Source organism: Spiroplasma sp. NBRC 100390, assembly GCF_001886495.1.
Lineage (GTDB): Bacteria > Bacillota_I > Bacilli_A > Mycoplasmatales > Mycoplasmataceae > Spiroplasma.
Genome location: NZ_CP018022.1, coordinates 41,533 through 60,655 on the forward strand (window position 1 = coordinate 41,533; position 19,123 = coordinate 60,655).

The following is a 19,123-nucleotide window of genomic DNA, read 5'->3' on the forward strand; positions in this document are numbered from 1 at the left end:
TAAATGCAAGATTTAAAAAAAGCAATTTTACAAAAAATTAAAGATTATAATACTATTATTTGCTTACGTCATATTTCACCAGATGGTGATGCATATGGTTCGGCGTTTGGGTTAGCACAATTTATTAAGGATAATTTTCCTTCTAAAAAAGTTTTGGTTGATGGTGAATCAAATAAGTATTTGGCTTTTTTAGCAACACCTGATTTTGTTAAACAAGAAGATTATCGTGGGGCTTTAGTAATTGTGACAGATACGGCTAATGTTGAACGGATTGATAGCAAATATTGGCAGGAAGGAAAGGAAATTATTAAAATTGATCATCATCCAAATGTAACACCATATGGAGATTTACAATGAGTTGATGAAAAGAAAATTGCAGCTAGTGAAATGATTGCTGAGTTTGTTTTAACATCAAAATTAGAAGTTTCAGCAGCAGCGGCAAGATTAATCTTTACGGGGATTGTAACTGATTCTAATCGCTTCATGTATAATAAAACTTGTGGTGAAACCTTTATGTTAGCAGGTCAATTAGTTGCAAAAGGATTTGATTTACAAAATATTTATCAAAATTTATATGAAGAACAATGAGCAAATGTTTGTTTTAAAAATTATTTATTATCACAAGTAATGATTTATGATGATCAAATTAGTTATGTTAAAATAACAGATGAAATGTTAAAAGAACATCAAATGGATTATGAAACTGTTAAACCGTGAGTTAATATTATGGCTAATGTTAAGGAATTTAAAATTTGAATGTTCTTAATTGAAAATAAAGTAGAAGGTTATATTAATATTAGTATTCGAAGCAATACTTATATTGTTAATGGCGTTGCTGAAAAATACCATGGTGGAGGTCATCAATTGGCAAGTGGGGCTAAGATTTATCAGTGAAAAGATACTGAGAAAGTTCTAACTGATTTAAGTCTTTTAATTAAAAATAATGTTAAATATGTGGGAGGTCAATAATGTATTTTTTAAATAATAAGGCACAGATGGGGTGGATTGAAGTAATTACTGGTTGTATGTTTGCGGGAAAAACAGAAGAGTTTATTCGCCGTTTAGTACGATTAAGTTATGCTAAATTTAAAATTCAAGTTTTTAAGCCTGAAATTGATAATCGTTATAGTGAGAATAAAGTTGTTAGTCATAGCCAAAATTCAGTTGAAGCAATCCCAGTGAAAGATTCAGCAGCATTATTAGCGCAAGTTGATTCAGCAACAAATGTGATTGGAATTGATGAGATTCAATTTTTTGATAACAATATTGTTAAAGTTGCAGATTCGTTAGCAGATAAAGGAATTATTGTCATTGTTAATGGTTTAGATAAAGATTTTCGTGGAGAATCATTTCTAAATGTTGAACAATTAATGACCCGAGCAGAAGAGGTTAAAAAATTACATGCAATTTGTGTTAAATGTGGGAATTTAGCAAATCGTACTCAACGTTTAATCAATGGTAAACCAGCTAATTATCACGACCCCATTGTTTTAATCGGTGAAAAAGATAAATATGAGGCACGTTGTCGTCATTGCCACGAAGTAACATATTAACTTGGGGAGGAGAAAAAATGTTAACAAAAGCAGGATTAAATGCAGAAGCATATTTTATTACAAATAGTAGACCAAAAACAGTTATTAAACTTAAAGCATATTTTGTTGAAAATTTACCAGTTAATTCTAAAATTACAATTATGGAAGATTTAGTGGTTAAGGAAAACGATAATGTTGTTGTTAATGGAAATGTTTTTAAAATTAGTCAGAAGATTATTAGTAAACATCCCGTTAAAAAAACTTTTGAAAGTTGTGAATATCGTTTAACTTTACTTGACCAATTAAGAAAATTGCCAAAATTTCAAGAAATTATTGCGAACCAGTAAATAAATCATTAATTATTATGATTTATTTTTATATAATAGATTAAATCGGACATTATGATTTAAAATATATTATAATAATTGTTAGGTGTTTGAATAGGTAGAGGTGGTAAAATGAATCAAAAAACAGTTGAACGATTAGAGGCAATGTTAAAACGATCGAATTTAATTAATGAAGAATTAACAAAGCCAGAAATAGTTAATGATGTAAAAAAATTAACTAGTTTGGCAAAAGAACAATCACAATTAGAAGATACTGTTGCTTTGTATTTAAATTATAAAAATGTTTTAAATAATATTAATGAGGCAAAAGCAATTTTAGAAAATGAAAAGGATGAAGAACTAATTGATTTAGCTAAAGATGAAATAAAGGCTTCAGAAATTAGAAAAGAACAAATTACGGCACAGTTAAAAGTGATGTTATTGCCAAAAGACCCTAATGATGAAAAAAATGTTATTTTTGAAATTCGAGGTGCTGCTGGTGGTGATGAGGGAAATATTTTTGCCGGTGATTTATATCGAATGTATCTAAAATATGCTGAACAGCAAAAGTGAAAAATTGAAGTAATTGAGGAAAATGAATCAGAAGCAGGTGGGTTTTCAACAATTTCATTTATTGTTAAAGGTGATCGTGTTTATTCAAAAATGAAATTTGAATCGGGTGCGCATCGGGTACAACGAATTCCAAAAACAGAAAGTAAAGGACGGGTTCATACTTCAACAGCAACGGTTGCTGTTTTGCCTGAAATTGAAGAAGTGGATTTTGAAATTAAAACAGTGGATTTAAAAATCGATACATATCGTGCTTCTGGTGCCGGAGGGCAACATGTCAATACAACTGATTCAGCGGTACGAATTACACATTTGCCAACCGGTGTTGTAGTTACATCACAAGATGGTCGTAGTCAACACGATAATAAAGCATTAGCAATGCAGCATTTACGTAGTAAATTATATGAAGAACAACAACGCAAAATTAATGAAGAACGAGGAACATTGCGGAAAGATGCAGTAGGAACTGGTGATCGCAGTGAAAAGATTCGTACATATAATTATCCACAAAATCGGGTTACGGATCATCGCATTAATTTAACTTTGCAAAAATTAGATCAAATCATGGAAGGTAATCTTGACGAAATTATTACAGCTTTAATTAATGAAGAACAAAGACTGAAAATGGAAGGTAACTAATGACAGTTAACGAATTAATTGAAAAATCAGAAGATTATCTGAAAGAATCTAATATTGTTAATTATCTTGCTGATGTTAAAACTTTAATAGCATTTTTTATGAAAATATCCTTAGCCAAATTGTATGCTGTTCAAAATGAAAAAATTAATTTTAAGGTTGATGATTATTGGCAAAAATTAGTTGAATATCAAAATGGAAAACCAATTCAACATATTACTAACTTACAGAGTTTTTATGGTTATGATTTTTATGTTGACGACAATGTTCTTATTCCTCGGTATGAGACAGAAGAATTGGTGGATAATATTAATGTTTTAATTGATGATATTTTTCTTGAAGGCAAAAAACCATTAACTTTAATTGATGTTGGAACTGGTAGCGGGGCAATCGCAATTAGTTTGGGACTAGAAAATCCAAATTTAACAATTTATGCTAGTGATATTTCGCCGTTAGCTTTGGATGTTGCAAAAAGAAATATTAAGCAATTAAATTGTCGTAATGTTCAATTATTAAAAGGCGATATGTTAGAACCTTTTCTTAAGAATAAGATTAAAGCTGATATTTTAGTATGTAACCCACCTTATATACCAAAAAACCAACAAATTAGTCATCGTGTTAAAAATTATGAACCGCATGTTGCTTTATTCGGTGATAATGATGGCTTATATTTTTATCGTCAAATTTTTCAGAATTGACAAAAAATTGTTAACAAAAATGGTTTTTTATGTTTTGAACATGGATATGATCAAAAAAAGGCATTAGAAAAGTTAGTTAAAGAATATTTTCCAAACCAAAGATATTATTTTAGAAAAGATATAAATAAAAAATGACGAATGTTATTTGTTAATATTTTGTAGTAAAATAAGAGGAGCTCAGGTGTGAGGTGAAAGTATGGATGATAAGATTAAAAATATTAAAAGAATCCGCATTACTAGTATTGCATTTTTAGTAGTTTTATTTATTATGATGCCATATTTTGTTTTTATTGTTGTTTCGCACAGGGATAGTATCTTAAATAATTTCTTTGTATTTACTGAAGCAACACCAAAAGATGTGTTAGAAACTTTTACGACATCTGATTTACCAAACCGATTTTTAATTTTTGGTTTGCCCTATATTGCTTTAGCAACTTTAGCGTGTGCAATTATTAGTACCGTTTTCTATATTTATTATCAAAAACGAACAATTAATTTTAATAATCGTATGTTATTAATTGGAACAATTACTATTACTTCTTTTATCTTTATTACGTGTTTATTGTTTTCATTTGCCGAGTATTACTATGATTTATTTACCGAATGATGTCGTTCCTTAAAAGGGGGATATTCTGGACCAGATTACATTGAAAACATTAATAATATGATTAAACCAGGGACTCCTAATCGCGATGCGATTATTGCAGCGTTAATTAACTTAGCAACAGGTCCTGGAACGAAAAACCCTTATCCGTTAACATGAATTGGAATTAATGTAATTTGATGAATTACAGGTTTACAAATGATTTTTGTTATTTTTATTATGTTAAAAGTTGGTTTTAAATTGGAGTGATTATTAAATACTAATGTTAACCTAGGAAAAAAGGAAGAATTAGTTGTCTTAAAAGATACGTTTAATCAGAGTGTTGCTAAAAAAATTATTAGTCTATTTTTAATTCCAAATGAATTTAACATTTCATTATGAGTTATTTTCTTTTCTAGTATGGCTTTTATTCCACAATTAATTTATACAATCATTGTAGGTAGCAGTTTTACAGATGCAAATCGATTTATTTTGTATTCTTATTTATATCCAGAATTAACGATTAATGTTATTATTCCTGGGACAAATAGTATTTTAGATCAGCCAAATCTTGATTACTTTCATATGACAAGTAAAATGCCAGGATCGCCATTTTTCATTAATATTGCCCCAATTATTTTCTCATCTTTAATTATTTCAATGTTATTTGCATTTAGTTTTGTAATGATTAAAAAACCAAATTTAACCAAAAAAGGATTTATTAGTTTTTATATTAGTTTTTTAATTGTAACTGGAGCGTCCTTGGTAATGTTTTTAATTTCACAGTATCAAATGACACAAGCAGTTGACTATTGAAATAGTCAAGATCAACATTTTAAAGAGACAGTTATGAAACCACTTTTTGGAACTACTAAACTAGATTATTTTTGACTGCAAGGAAGTGAATTAATTGCAAGTGGTATTTTATTATCTTCTTTTATTAGTGTGTTATCAATTATTGCGATTTCACATATTTCAAAAATTAAAAGTAATAATAATCGGGAGGAACAAATTAAAGTGAATTCTAAAAACTTATAAGATGGGAGGCTAGATAGATAATGAAAGTATATACAATAAAAGATCGTAAAGAGGTCATTGCGGGTTATTTGGCAGAAAATGTAATTATTATTCCAACCGATACAATTTATGGGATGACATGTATTATTGGTTCACAAACAGCAAAAGCAAGAATTTTTAAAGTTAAAGGTCGTTCAGAAAGAATGTATTTATCAGTAATCGTTAGCTCTGTTCGAATGGCAAAAAAATTTATTGATTTAACCCGCGAAGACTTAAAAATTTTTAGAAAAAATGAAACTATTACTATAATAGGTAACATAAATAGTGAAATTAATAGTCGTTATAATATTACTAATGATAATACAATTGGACTTCGAATTACAAAATCAAAATGATTACAAAAAATTATTAAAAAAGTAGGACCAATTTATGGGACAAGTGTTAATATCAGTGGGCAAAATTATGCCAAAGAATTTAATGAATTAAAAAAATTTGATGTTGATATTATTGTCAATGATGGGTATTTAGATAATCGTCCTTCAAAAATTTACAATTCTTTAACCAAAGAATTTATTAGATAAGAGGTAAACAATGACAAAAGAATCAAAACTAAAAAAATGATCATGATATAAAATTGTTAATCTTGTTGTTTTAATTATTTTAATTATTTTAACTATTGTTTTTACAGTGTTGTTTGTAATTAATCAAAAAAAATATACAATTGCATTTTTAATTAGCGTCTTGTTGCTAGGAATTTGAGTAACTGGTTATTTTATGGGCCATTTTTTATTTATGAATAAAGAAAACATTAAAGATGGAACAAGAAAGTTATTTGATGATTACCGTAAAAAAGATAAAAATAAAGAATCAAAAGCAGAAAAAATTAAGCAATTAGAAAAAGAACTAGCCGAGTTAAAAAAAGAGGAAGAAGATTAATTTTATAAAAAAAGAATAATATCATACCAAATTGCACTTTAAATTGCAATTTTTTTTATAAGTTTTTTTAGTAAATATGATATAATTTAAATATGGAGAAATGATGCAGGAGGGCTAAACATGTACATCAATCCATTCGAACGAATGAAAAATTTAAAATTAAATACAGAAGAAACAAAACCAAATAATTCAAAGAACAATGAACAAAAAATGAATTCAACACAGGTTGTTAATGGGGACAAAGATATGACAGTAGAGTTATTTAAAAATAGTGGTCATGAGGTTAAAAAAAATAAAAACGAAGAAGAATTAGGTAAGATTGATGGCATGGTATTATCAAATTATGAAATTGTTCGTGATTTAATAAAAACATTTAAAGAAAAAAATAATGAGATGCAGTTTTTCTTAACAATAGTTGATAATCAACATCAAGATTCAATGCCCGAAATTGTTAGTTCATTTTTTTCAATGCCACTGGTTAATATTGATTTGTTACGTATTGAGTTATATGCTTCACCATTCTTATTCTTGCTTAAAAGAATTATTAAAGGGTTACCAAAAGTTAGTTTAGAAGATAAAAAAGTTTTATGAGATCGTGTTAAATTGTTTGCAAGAACTTTAAAAAACAATGAATTATCAGAACAAACTAATGATTCAAATTCAGTGGTAATTATTAATGAATTAGAATTTGATGATCCACTAGAATATATTAAGAAAGAATTTGAAGAAATTTTACGAGCATATGAAATTAAAGATAATATTGTAATAATTTTTAATAACATTGATTTAGTTGGATATGCTAAGTTTAAAACGGTTTTTAGTTTAGTGCACGCAATTTTTAAAGGAATTATTCAATTCAAGTTTATTGTTGCATTGAATCCAGTCTTAATTGAAACTTATGTTAAACAAATTTATGGTAATAATTTAACGGACCAATTAATAAAACATGAAATTAGTGTTTTTAATAAATGCTATATTATTAGGGATGATGATGAAGGTAGTTCTGTAGAAAAAGTAACATCAAAAGTAGAAGAAGAGACGCAGCATTCAATGCAAAATTTTGCCCCAGTTGAAGAGGAAGAAGATGACGACACAATTGGGTTTGATTATTGAGCTATGCGTGGCGGAAAGTAAATTAGAGGAGGATAAGTTGATATGTTTACATTTTTAGTAACTTTAGGATGAGTCCTAATCATAATTGGCGCAATAGTTCAAATTTTTGCGGCAATATTAAATCTTTTGGTAATTCAACAAGTTGCGCTTCCAACAATTTTAAATTCAATAAACGATATTTTTCAAACATCAATTTTTAAACAAGAAGAAATTTTAAACCAGTTAACTGGGGATGCATGAGCATATACTATTATCGCATTATCAATCTTTGTTGCTTTAGCAACAATTACATTAGTATCATTTCAAATTAACCGCGTTAAAAAAGGACAACGAATTGCAAAACCATATATTAAGATGATTTTTGTGGCATTAATTATTGCTTCATTAGTATATGGAAAAGTAGCTGTTTTAGTTCTTGCTGCATTCATCTTTCTTGGTTTATTATTTATTGAATCATCATTATTTGATGTAGAAGCTTTACAAAATTTTGTTGAAGAACGAAACATGATTGTTATTTACCATCAGGATAAAAAACTTGAAAGAGAGGTAAATAAAGAGGGAAAGTATCATGGAAGCGCAACTATGGGAGTTGGCGCGACTACCGCAGGGATCGAAGATACCGGAAAAAATTTCAAAGACAATGATTACGTAAACGTGGATGATAATAAAAAATTATTTACGCAGAAATCAAATGCAATTTTTACATCAAATGAATTAAATAATTTATTTAATTCCGGTAAAAATGATGTTGATGAAAATGAATTAGCTAATTTAATTAGTGATATGACACACACAGTGTCTAGTACTTCTAATTCAGAATTGAATAAACCTAATGATTTAACAAAACCACCATTGCCAACAGATATTGTTAAGGATGTAACAATAGAAACAGCAAAGGCGGAAGAACTATCGGTTGCACCAACAGCAGATGTTGAACCTGAGGCAAGTACGTTAGAAAATAAAGATGTTAATGTCTTTAACAAAGAAACTAATATTAACGCTGATTATGCAGTTAATGCTGATGTTGAGTTTTTTGTTGATAAAACAACAGCTTTAGAAGAAAATGATAACTTAAGTGATGAGGGGTCAAAAGAAGATTCAACGGCAGCTAAAGAAATTGATTTTGATTTCTTAAACGATGAATTATTAAATCCTTCATCAGTATCTGATGCAAGAGTATTAACAAAAAAAGAGAAAAAACTTTACAATAAATGAAGTGAAATGTACCAACAAGCTCTTAATATCAAAAACTTGATAGAAGAAGAAGTTCAAAATAATAATGCGCCAACTAAATCAATTAAAAAGAAAACTAAAATTTATAATTTAATTGCGAAAGAAGCAAATGGGTTGGTAACAAAGTTAAAATTGGGGGCTGACCAGCATTTGGAAATAATGCATATTGCTGAAATCTTCGGGGATAATTCACAAGCAACAACTGATTTTCTTAACGAAAACGTTATTGCACCAACCGATGATCTTTTAGATAACATTTCTAATGAAACAATTGCTAGGGAAGAAGATAATAATGTTGTTGATAGTTCAATAAAAACAGATGATCTAGTGCTTGATGAATTCAATGATGGTAGTGATGCTACTACAATAGAAAATTCTAAAAATGATGCAGTTATTCTTGAAACAACTGTTGCAGTAGAAACAGCACAAGATAGTCCACAAGAAGATCTTACCTTTATTCCAAAAAAATATAATATTGATAAATTGGAAGGGGAATTATTATCGGATATTCAAACTTCAGATAATCAGACGAAGGAAGTTATTAATTATGTTGATGATAGCCATGGTTATACATTTGCTGAATTAGAAGGATTAGATGATTTTAATAATGAAGCAGATTCAATTGTAACTGCAAATAAATTTGATGATGATAAAGTTGCAACATTGAAAAATGATGAACATGTTGAAGAAATGTCAAAAGAAGCAGCCGGAAATGTAAATGATTCAAGTTTACCCGAACAGCCAGAATCTCCTGTTGAGCCAGAAACGACCACAGCAACTACTGAAAAAATAGCAAGTTTTAGCGCAACAGTTACCGATAGTAAAATAGCATCTTTTCCAACAGAAGCAGCAACAGTAAATAATTTGGAACATATTAAAGATAAGTTAGTTATGAACAATGTCGATAATGAAGGTGAGTTATTAGATGATTTGGTTTTAAGTGGACCAATTAAATCATCACCATCAGAAATTAAACCAATTTTAGATGATGAAATATCATATAGTTTAGATGAATTAGATAATAAAATTTTGAATGGTGATTTTTCAAATCTTGATGATGAAGTAATTGAATATGAAACTGAGCAAGTAGCCGCACCAGTGGCCAAAACAACAATGAAACAAGAACTAGGACCAGAACAGGTGCCAGTACCATCTCAACCAGAAGGTGATAATAATCTTGAATGTCGATTTGAAAAACTGGAAGACTTAATTAAAAATTCAATTGATTTACAATCAGCACATACAAAAACACTAGGTGAAGTACAAGAATATTTAACTAGTTTAACTTTAAAAGTGGAAACATTGGAGACAAAAGCAGTTGATTTTGCAAAAAAAATTGCCGATGTTGAAACAAAAAAATATATTAATTATCATGGGGTAGTTCCAATTGATCAGTTTTATCCACAAATTGATAATCTTAACTTAGCTTCAACACGTTATAATTTATACAATAAAAAGGGATATTCAAATACATATGGCGCAGCTAGTGCTAGTGATGTCCCGTATGGTTTGGGAAGTTATTATCGTGCAAAGAATCCTTCATCAGGACAAGATGAAGTGATGATAAATAATAATCAACGTGTCGATTATAATCATCTTAATTTACATAATATTTCAAAATATACAAAACAAGATATTCCTTTTGAGACCAATTGTCCATTTTGCAAAAAGAATAGTAAATAAAAAATACCCTAGTTTTATCTAAGGTATTTTTTTATTAAGGTAATTTATTATAATTTTAAAATGGAATATTATACCATAAAAAATAGTAAATTTGACAATTTTATTTTTTTCTGTTATACTTACCTTAGTAGATAATCAGGATATCTACATTAATGGAGGTGTTATGTATGAACTTCCCTTCATTAATGGCTTTACCAGTTAAATTACAAAATCATGTTGTTAATGTTTGTATTAATATGAATATTAACTAAATTAACCTAATAAAAAACTCAGTCGCTTTGGAAACCTGACTGAGAATCGTAGTTTATTTGACTGGTAAAGTCATTTTTTTAACCACAAATTAATTATATATAAATTTTAATAATAATGCAATATTTTTTAATTTTTTGTTATAAATTATGTTATTTTTGGCAAATAGTTAAAATAATAATAAATTTATCAAAAAATAAATCCAGATTAAGATGGATTTATTTTTTATTAGCAGAAAGTAAAATTATTTGCTTTTCTTTCTTTTAAAAATATGTTAAAAATAAATTAGCAATGATATATTACATTGTTGGGGCGTCAAAAATCATAAATATAATATAAAAGAAAATATTCAATTGCCAAAAGAAAATTAAAAATATAATAGGAGGAAATACACGATGAGAAAATTGCTCAGTTTTTTAACGGCAGCAACGTTAGTAACTACTTCAGGTATTTCTCTTGTCGCTTGTGCAAAAAAATACACTTTTGATAGTGATATTTGGGTTATTACTGATGCTGGAACAATTACTGACGCATCATTTAATGAATCGGCATGAGATGGAGCAAGTAAATATGTTGTTTCACAAAAAGACCCGAAAGTTTCCGCTGCAGATTGGAAAAAAAGTAATTGACGGGCTAGTTATTTTGAACCAGCAAGTCAAACCCCTTCTGACTTTAGAGCGGCCTATGTAACAGCAAACATTGCTGGAGCTAAAACTATGATTTTACCAGGGTTTGCCCATGGTAATACAATTGGTTGGGCAGCAGAAGTGGCACAAAATATTATTTATATTGATGGAAGCAGTCAAAACATTCACTTGGGAATGGATGCAACAAGACCATTAGCGAAAAATATTATTGGAATAACTTATGAAGCTGAATCTTCTGGTTTCTTTGCTGGAATTGCAGCAGCCTTGTGATTGAATGCTAATCAAGAAAGATATCCTGATGGTTTAAAAATTGCAACTTATGGTGGAATGGATAACCCTGGTGCTGTTTCAAACTATATGTGAGGTTTTATTGTTGCAGCTGATATCTTTAATACTATTATTAATAATAGTAGTTTTCCGAAACTACATCAGATTAAAAATGATGTTTTAAAACAAGTTCAAAAAATGAATCCAAAGGTTAACACATTACAACCAATTGGCAAAGTTCAAAATGTTGTTAAGAGTAATGAATCGTGGTTTTCACAATCATTTGAGGTTGGACATGGAAAAGATATTTCTGACGAATTAATTTCCCGTAAAGCAAATATTATTTTCCCAGTTGCTGGACCCCAAACACAAGACACAATTGATCGCATTAAATATAATAAATCAATGGCAAAAGTTATTGGAGTTGATACTGAGCAATCAAAAATTTATGGGGAAGAAATTATTGTGACAAGTGCTTTAAAAGAAATTGCAACTTCAACTTCAGAAGCATTAAAAAATATTTATTCATCAACATGTGGTTATCAAGAAAATAATAAAACATGAGATAATAGTAAAGCAACTTCTGATTGTTGAATTAATACTGATCAATCATCAATTCAGCATCCAACTTGAACGGGAATTGAAAAAACAAAAGCAATTAATGCAGATACTGTTGCGTTCATTCATAATGAAACAGATGAACACGCAAAAGATACTGTTTTTGATAAAATCGTTGAAGTATTACAAGATGTTTATTCACGCGGAATTAGCGGGCAGCCACCAGTTGCTGCTGAAGCATTTTCACATACATTAACAAATACTTACCAAAGTAGTGATAAATTAAAAGATTATATTTTAAATGCAATTGAAGCAGCTTTATAGTTAAGAAAGGACATAATAATGGCAAATAATAATGAATATGCAATTGAAATGAAGTCAATTACAAAAGTTTTTGGTGATTTAATTGCAAATGATGATATTACCCTGAAAGTTAAAAAAGGTGAAATTCATGCTTTAATTGGTGAAAATGGTGCTGGGAAATCAACCTTAATGAGTATTTTATTTGGGTTATATGAACCAACTAAAGGTGAAATCCTTGTTAATGGTAAACCCGAATATATTAGTGATCCAATTAAAGCAAACAAATTAGGAATTGGAATGGTTCACCAACATTTTAAATTAATTGATATTTTTACTGTTTTAGACAATATTACATTAGGGCATGAAAAAGTAGTTGGTAAAGTGTTTCTTGATCGACAAAAAGAAACACGAGATATTGCACAAATTGCGATTAAATATAATTTACAAGTTGATTTTCGTTCGAAAATTGCCAATATTTCAGTTGGAATGCAACAACGAGTAGAAATTTTAAAAATCTTATATCGTGGTGCTGATATTTTAGTGTTTGATGAACCAACAGCAGTTTTAACACCGCAAGAAATTGAGGGGTTATTAAAAATTATGTTAGATTTAAAAAAGGATGGAAAAACAATTATTTTTATTTCGCATAAATTAGATGAAGTTAAAAAAATTGCTGATCGGGCAACTGTTATTCGGCGTGGAAAAGTTATTGAAACATTTGATGTTAAAGATAAAAATGAAAAAGAAATTGCAGAAGCAATGGTGGGGCGAAATTTGGTTGCCATTAAAAATGCTGGAAAAGCACCACGAAAGGAAACCTTATTAAAAATTGAAAATTTGTCAGTAAAGAAAAAAGGTTTAACCCGTCTAATGGCTTTGGATGATTTTAATTTGACAGTCCAAGCTGGTGAAATTGTTGCTATTGCTGGTGTTGAAGGAAATGGTCAAACTGAGTTAGTTAATGCTTTAGCAGGATTAGAAAAAGTAACATCAGGAAAAATAATTTTTAATGATATTAATGTTACAAAAAAAAGTATTTATGAACATTATCAAAATGGAATGTCACATATTCCTGAAGATCGTCATAAATATGGTTTGATTTTGGATTTTAATGTAATTGATAATGTTGTGTTACAAAATATTAATCAAAAACCATTTTCGAATTATGGGTTATTAGATAAAGCTGCAATTCAGTTATATGCCCAACAAATTGTTACAAAATATGATGTCCGAGGGGCGAATTCAGGTTTTGCTATGACAAGAGGGTTATCAGGTGGTAATCAGCAAAAATTAATTATTGGTCGTGAATTATCACGCCAACATAATATTTTAGTTGTTGTTCAACCAACGCGGGGATTAGATGTTGGGGCGATTGAATATATTCATAATAAAATTTTAGAAGAAAAGGCACAAGGTAAAGCAGTTCTCCTTGTTTCTTATGAATTAGAAGAAATTATCAGTTTAGCTGATCGGATTGTTGTTTTACATAATGGTCGGGTGACAGGAGAAGTTTTTGGAAACAAGGTTAAACGTGAAGAAATTGGGCTAATGATGGCTGGCACATATCAACAGAAAGGAAGTCAAATTGATGCAAAAACAAATTAAAAGTTATGGTTGATTGTTAAGACAAAAAACTAAAATTTTCTTTCGTTCAAATGAATTCAAAACAAAAATGAATTATTTTAAGGCATCTATTTGTGCCATTATTGCTGGAGCTATTCTTAGTTTTATTATTATTGGTATAAATGCTTCAAATCCATTGCTATTTTTTAGTTATGTTTTTCGTTTAGCTTTTCATCCTTTATTAAAAGATCAAACGTTAACATATTGAGCAATTTATATTGTTGCAGGATTAGCTGTTGCGGTAGGGTTTAAAGCGGGATTATTTAATATTGGAGTTCCTGGACAAATGCTACTTGCTGGTAGTATGACGATTGTTTTAGGACTAAAAAACCCAGCTATTAGTCAAGGGGCTGGTGTTGTTGGAGCGTTACTTATTTCAATTTTAGTTGGAGCAGCTTTAGCAGCGATTGCTGGAGCATTAAAAGCGTATTTTAATATTCATGAAGTAGTTTCAACAATTATGTTAAACTGAATTGTTTGATATGTAATGAAATGAATGTTTATGAATCCAGCTCATGGAATGTGAAATTCAAATCATAACTCAACAATTGACATTGTTACAGCAGCACCTAATTTTAATTTAATATTAAATGGTCAAACATGGATCATTCCGTTTATTATTGCAATATTATTGTTAGTAACAATTATTTTTATTATGAATTACACAGTATTAGGATTCCGCATTAAAGCGGTTGGAAAATCAAAAAATGCATCATTATATGCTGGAACAAATGTTCGTGCCTATATGATTGTTTCAATGGCCTTATCAGGTGGTCTGGCTGGGGTCTTGGGAATGTTATATTATATGACCCAATCAACAGTTTTACAGTTTACAACGGATGCTTTACCAGTGGTCGGGTTTGATGCGATTGCTGTTGCGTTAGTTGCTTTTACCAATGGAGTTGCAATTTTACCAATTGCCTTATTATGAGGAATTATTAAGACAGCAGCTTTACAAGCAACACAATTACCAGATTTTCAAATGTCAAAACAAATGGGACAGTTAATCTTTGGAATTATTATTTATATGACTGCGATTTCGGCATTGTTTATTTACTTTAAACCAATCTTTTGAATTCGTCGTTGGTGAAATATTCGGCATCATGTTGATTGAAAACAGGAATATGATGAATATAAACAACAAATTAGAACATATGAAAAAGAGATTAAAGCGCTTAATAAAACCTATCGGGCTCAAATTCATAAATTAAAACAACAAGGGGATAAGGAACTAATTAAAAATTATCGAAATGAAATTAATGATCAGTTAACATTATATGTTGGGAAGATTACAACTTTAAAAACAGAAATGCGTTTTTTTAAAAATTCAAAATATAAAGAAGCGGCAAAAATTGGTCAACGAGGAATTAAAACAAAATATGATTTAGCTGTTTTTATTGCTCTTGGTTCAGCAATGGATCATTTTGTGCAAGTAAAAAACGAGTATTTAGTAAAAAAACAAGAAGCCACTTTTTTAAAACGAAATTATGCTCAAGCAGTTAAAAAATGCAAAGGACAAACAAGACAGGAACTTTCACAGCTTTATAGTTTGCCTAAAAAAGATTTATATGCTAAATTAGCGCAATTACAAACACAATATGGTGATTTAGTCTTAAGACAAGAAGAAGTTATTAAAAAATTACGAGAAAGTTATTATCCTGTCTTTGATGAAATTCAACAAAAATATTTAACTGATTTTAAAACATTGCAAAGTAAAGAAAAGGTTGTTATTAAACAATTAAATCAAGAAATCAAAAAACTAAAACAACAACAGCGGCAAGAAATGCATCAGTTTAAAATAACAAATCGTCAGGTGCGAAAAGAAATTAAGCAGGAATTAAAAACAATTGATGTTAAATTAAGAAATGATCCTGGTGTTCAAAAAGAAGTGATGGTGTTAAAACAAAACTTAACAACACAATTAGCAACAATGAAACAACAATTTAATGCTGAAAATAAAGTTGCTCAAGAAAAACATCGTCTAAATTTACCACAATGAAGAAATGAATTAAATCAAAAGTTAAATACAATTATTACGGCTGTTGGTGAAGATAATAAAATTTTAAAAACAGAGTATCTTCGTCAAAAGACGGCATATCATAAATTAATGCAAGAAGGAGGAAAAAACTAATGGAAGCAGTTTCACAATTATTTGCCAATGGTTCAGTCCTTTTTGCTGTACTATTAATTGCTGCAATGGCTGGATTATATTCTGAACGAGCCGGTGTTGTGAATATTGCGATTGATGGAATGATGATTATTGGGGCTTTAGTTTATGCTCTATTAGGAAAATTTCTTTCGCAATATGGCAATGGTATGCAAATTATTGCTTTACTAATTGCAACGATCGCTGGCGGAGCATTTGCCTTATTACATGGTTTTGCTTCAATTACTTTAAAAGCACAACAAGTAATTTCGGGGACAGCCTTAAACTTATTAGCAACTGGATTAGGATTATTCTTTGTCAGTATTCCAGCTTTAGCTGCCGGAAATATGATTCAAACTGGTTTTAGTACAATTGGGATTGATCGAGCGCAAATTATTAATATTTTCTTAATTATTGCAATTATTCTAGCCATTTTTACCTTTGTCTTCTTTAAATTTACTAAAACAGGAATTCGTTATGCTGGGTGTGGAGAAAACCCAAATGCAATTGATGCTGCTGGAATCAATGTGATTAAAACAAGATATAAAGCAGTTATTATTTCAGGATGTTTAGCTGGTTTGGCAGGAGCAATGTTTACCCATTATGTTTCAGGTCAATTTCGTGGCGATGTGCAAGGACAAGGTTATATTGCCTTAGCAATTATGATTTTCGGTCAGTGAAGAATTCAATACATCACTTTGGGGGCCGTTTTATTTAGTTTCCTAATTGCGTTAGCAGGAACATTATGACGATTTACTGGTTGAAATATTGCTGACCCATCAAACCAATTGCTAAAAATCTTACCATTTGTTTTAGCATTAGTAACAATGGTCGCGTTCTCCAAATACTCTAAAATTCCAAAAGCATCAGGAATTCCTTTTGACAAGTCCCTTCGTTAAAAAACAACCATTGGTTGTTTTTTTATTAATTATTGTTCATTTCCTTGCTTTTTTTTTTTTTTTTTATAATATAGAAAAGGTATTCTTTTTGGAGGAAATAAAGTATGAGAAAACTATTAACTATTTTAACCATTTCGGTTATAACAACTAGTGGAACAGTCAATATGGTTGGTTGTTATAAGAAAAATGTTGTTAATGATTATGACAATTCGAATTTGCAAAATGATATGATAAGTTTAACTAAAATTGCTAGTAAAGTTAGTTCTGTTATTACTGATTATGATAACAATGGTAATGTAAAGGATTCAAATGCCTTTCCAGAATTAACAGCGTTTTATGATTTAGTTAACAAAGATCAGTCGACCGTTGAACTTGATCAAACAAATCCAAATATTAGTTCGGGGTTAGAAAATATTGAGAATGGTTTTCGTTCTGTTTTTGATAATCTAAATTTTGAAATCATTCGTGAGTATTCGAATTATTATTTAGATACGGTGCCATTAACTTTTGACAAAAACCAAACTAAGTTTGTCCTAAATTATATTGATTTAGATAAAATTGGTAAATTAACCAATATCCCAGTAGCAGGTGTTAAAGCGGTACAATTACAATACAAGTTTGTATTAAATTTAAGTTTTAAAAATTTAAACCAACTGATGCCTTTTACTGTGACCTATATTATTACAAATAAACCAGAAGAAATTCAAAAACTTTTACAAAATTCGATTCAAGTAGTAACTAAAATTTTAATTAAATTCTTTAATAATTATCAAAAAGTGGTTATTGATAACGATGACAAGTTTCGCTTACTTTATACTAATTTTCAGATTAATTATAATACAGATGTGAAACCATTGGATGAGATTTTTGTTAATAATTTAAAGAAGATGATTAGAGAAGATTCTGAGATTGAGCAGGCAGTTCGTGATGCGATTGTATTTGACGATAATGGCAATAAAAGATTAATGCGCTTAGTTTCTGGAACAATAACAGCAGAAAATTCCGGCCAAATTCCAGAAAAGGCGGATATTGGAAATTATCAACCTGCGCTTTGAGCGGGTGAAGGTGTTAATCCACCTGGTTTAACAGCAGAGAACTTTGTGACAGCATATAAGAAAAGTCTGCCAATTTTTAATGTTGATCACAACAATATGATGTTAGCAAAATTAAATGTTAATTTAAATTATATTTCATTATATGGCTTACCATTAGCGGGGGCTTTAAAAATTAATAATCAAACTTTTGAAAGTAATATTTTAATTAGTCGGCAAGGGTTAGAAAACAAATTAATTAATTTTGGAAAAATTATTGTAGCATTTCATCAATATTATAATATTGAGTTGAAAAAACGAGTTCTTGGAAGCAATGATGCTAGTAATTTTAAAAATAGTAGTGTCTTCCATGTTGGTGATATCTTTACAGAATTTAAAAATGATATTAGCAGTGCAAATGCAATCTTTAAAAAACTTCTGACTAATTTTAAACGTAGTCAGATGGCAAAAGAATTACCTGACCTTGGGTTATTTAATATGTATAACCTAGTTAAAGACAAACCATTGTGGATTGGGGGGCAAAATGATTATGAATCAATTCGAGACAAAATAGTTTTCAATTTTAAAAACGGGTCATTTTGTTTAGCATTTGCTTTTGGACAAGATCGGATAAATTCAATTTTTTATACGGCATATGGTTCAAATGCGGGGGATATTAAGGTACAACACGGATGATGAGCATGAATTTTAATTGATAAATAATTAAGTTACTAAACTTAATTATTTTTTAGTAAAATTAAGGAGACCTTAAAGGAGGTAAAACAGATGGCAAATTTTAATCCAAAATGTTTTAAATGTGTTGCAGAACAAGAAAAACAAGGTGTCGCTGGCGGCGCAGCAGGAGTTTTATTTGGAAAGATGAAACAAGCAATGGTTGGTTCAGTTGATGATGAGATTTTTGTCTGTGATCGTCATAAGTAATAAAACTTGTGATAATTAAAAAAAGCACAATGTGCTTTTTTTAATTATCACAACAAGAAGGAATAAAAAACTTATAAAAAAAATAATGAAATAACAAAAATGATTGACTTTTCTTTTAAACCAATATAAAA

16 protein-coding genes are annotated in these 19,123 nt (G+C 29.3%); all 16 read left to right on the forward strand.

The features are described from left to right. Positions 1-3 precede the first annotated feature (3 nt). On the forward strand, positions 4-969 hold the full coding sequence (locus S100390_RS00175; protein WP_070406296.1) for a DHH family phosphoesterase: 966 nt from the start codon (positions 4-6) through the stop codon (positions 967-969). Next, on the forward strand, positions 969-1,553 hold the full coding sequence (locus S100390_RS00180) for a thymidine kinase (RefSeq protein WP_070406297.1): 585 nt from the start codon (positions 969-971) through the stop codon (positions 1,551-1,553). Before S100390_RS00175 ends, S100390_RS00180 begins: the two co-directional genes overlap by 1 nt. Before the next feature lie 17 nt (positions 1,554-1,570). Further along, a complete protein-coding gene (locus S100390_RS00185; protein ID WP_070406298.1) occupies positions 1,571-1,879 on the forward strand; it encodes a hypothetical protein in 309 nt (102 codons plus the stop codon). Positions 1,880-1,990: 111 nt separating this feature from the next. Next, positions 1,991-3,067, forward strand: coding sequence for a peptide chain release factor 1 (gene prfA, locus S100390_RS00190; protein WP_070406299.1), 1,077 nt, complete (start codon positions 1,991-1,993; stop codon positions 3,065-3,067). Further along, positions 3,067-3,924, forward strand: a complete 858-nt coding sequence (gene prmC, locus S100390_RS00195) for a peptide chain release factor N(5)-glutamine methyltransferase (RefSeq protein ID WP_070406300.1) — start codon at positions 3,067-3,069, stop codon at positions 3,922-3,924. Before prfA ends, prmC begins: the two co-directional genes overlap by 1 nt. Before the next feature lie 34 nt (positions 3,925-3,958). Then, entirely contained in the window at positions 3,959-5,383 is a 1,425-nt protein-coding gene (locus S100390_RS00200; protein ID WP_070406301.1) for a polypeptide chain release factor methylase, read from the forward strand. A 20-nt stretch (positions 5,384-5,403) separates the two neighbouring features. Beyond that, positions 5,404-5,943 (forward strand): L-threonylcarbamoyladenylate synthase, encoded by a 540-nt coding sequence (locus S100390_RS00205; RefSeq protein ID WP_070406302.1) that lies wholly within the window; start codon positions 5,404-5,406, stop codon positions 5,941-5,943. 10 nt (positions 5,944-5,953) lie between these two features. Then, positions 5,954-6,298, forward strand: a complete 345-nt coding sequence (locus S100390_RS00210) for a hypothetical protein (protein WP_070406303.1) — start codon at positions 5,954-5,956, stop codon at positions 6,296-6,298. 120 nt (positions 6,299-6,418) lie between these two features. Beyond that, positions 6,419-7,432: a hypothetical protein gene (locus tag S100390_RS00215; protein ID WP_070406304.1), complete on the forward strand. Its 1,014-nt coding sequence runs from the start codon at positions 6,419-6,421 to the stop codon at positions 7,430-7,432. 21 nt (positions 7,433-7,453) lie between these two features. Then, on the forward strand, positions 7,454-10,327 hold the full coding sequence (locus tag S100390_RS00220) for a hypothetical protein (RefSeq protein WP_070406305.1): 2,874 nt from the start codon (positions 7,454-7,456) through the stop codon (positions 10,325-10,327). Between the two features lie 644 nt (positions 10,328-10,971). Beyond that, the gene (locus tag S100390_RS00225) at positions 10,972-12,372 is read left to right on the forward strand and encodes a BMP family ABC transporter substrate-binding protein (RefSeq protein ID WP_070406306.1); all 1,401 of its coding nucleotides are present in this window, start codon (positions 10,972-10,974) and stop codon (positions 12,370-12,372) included. 18 nt (positions 12,373-12,390) lie between these two features. Next, on the forward strand, positions 12,391-13,956 hold the full coding sequence (locus S100390_RS00230; protein ID WP_070406307.1) for an ABC transporter ATP-binding protein: 1,566 nt from the start codon (positions 12,391-12,393) through the stop codon (positions 13,954-13,956). Further along, positions 13,940-16,105, forward strand: a complete 2,166-nt coding sequence (locus S100390_RS00235; RefSeq protein ID WP_070406308.1) for an ABC transporter permease — start codon at positions 13,940-13,942, stop codon at positions 16,103-16,105. The genes S100390_RS00230 and S100390_RS00235 overlap by 17 nt, the downstream gene beginning before the upstream one ends. Then, positions 16,105-17,019 carry an ABC transporter permease gene (locus S100390_RS00240; RefSeq protein ID WP_070406309.1) on the forward strand — a complete coding sequence of 305 codons (915 nt, stop codon included), beginning with the start codon at positions 16,105-16,107 and terminating at the stop codon, positions 17,017-17,019. The genes S100390_RS00235 and S100390_RS00240 overlap by 1 nt, the downstream gene beginning before the upstream one ends. Before the next feature lie 104 nt (positions 17,020-17,123). After that, positions 17,124-18,773 (forward strand): hypothetical protein, encoded by a 1,650-nt coding sequence (locus S100390_RS00245; RefSeq protein WP_070406310.1) that lies wholly within the window; start codon positions 17,124-17,126, stop codon positions 18,771-18,773. Between the two features lie 63 nt (positions 18,774-18,836). Next, positions 18,837-18,992 carry a hypothetical protein gene (locus tag S100390_RS05475; RefSeq protein ID WP_197490512.1) on the forward strand — a complete coding sequence of 52 codons (156 nt, stop codon included), beginning with the start codon at positions 18,837-18,839 and terminating at the stop codon, positions 18,990-18,992. The last annotated feature ends 131 nt before the right edge of the window (positions 18,993-19,123 follow it).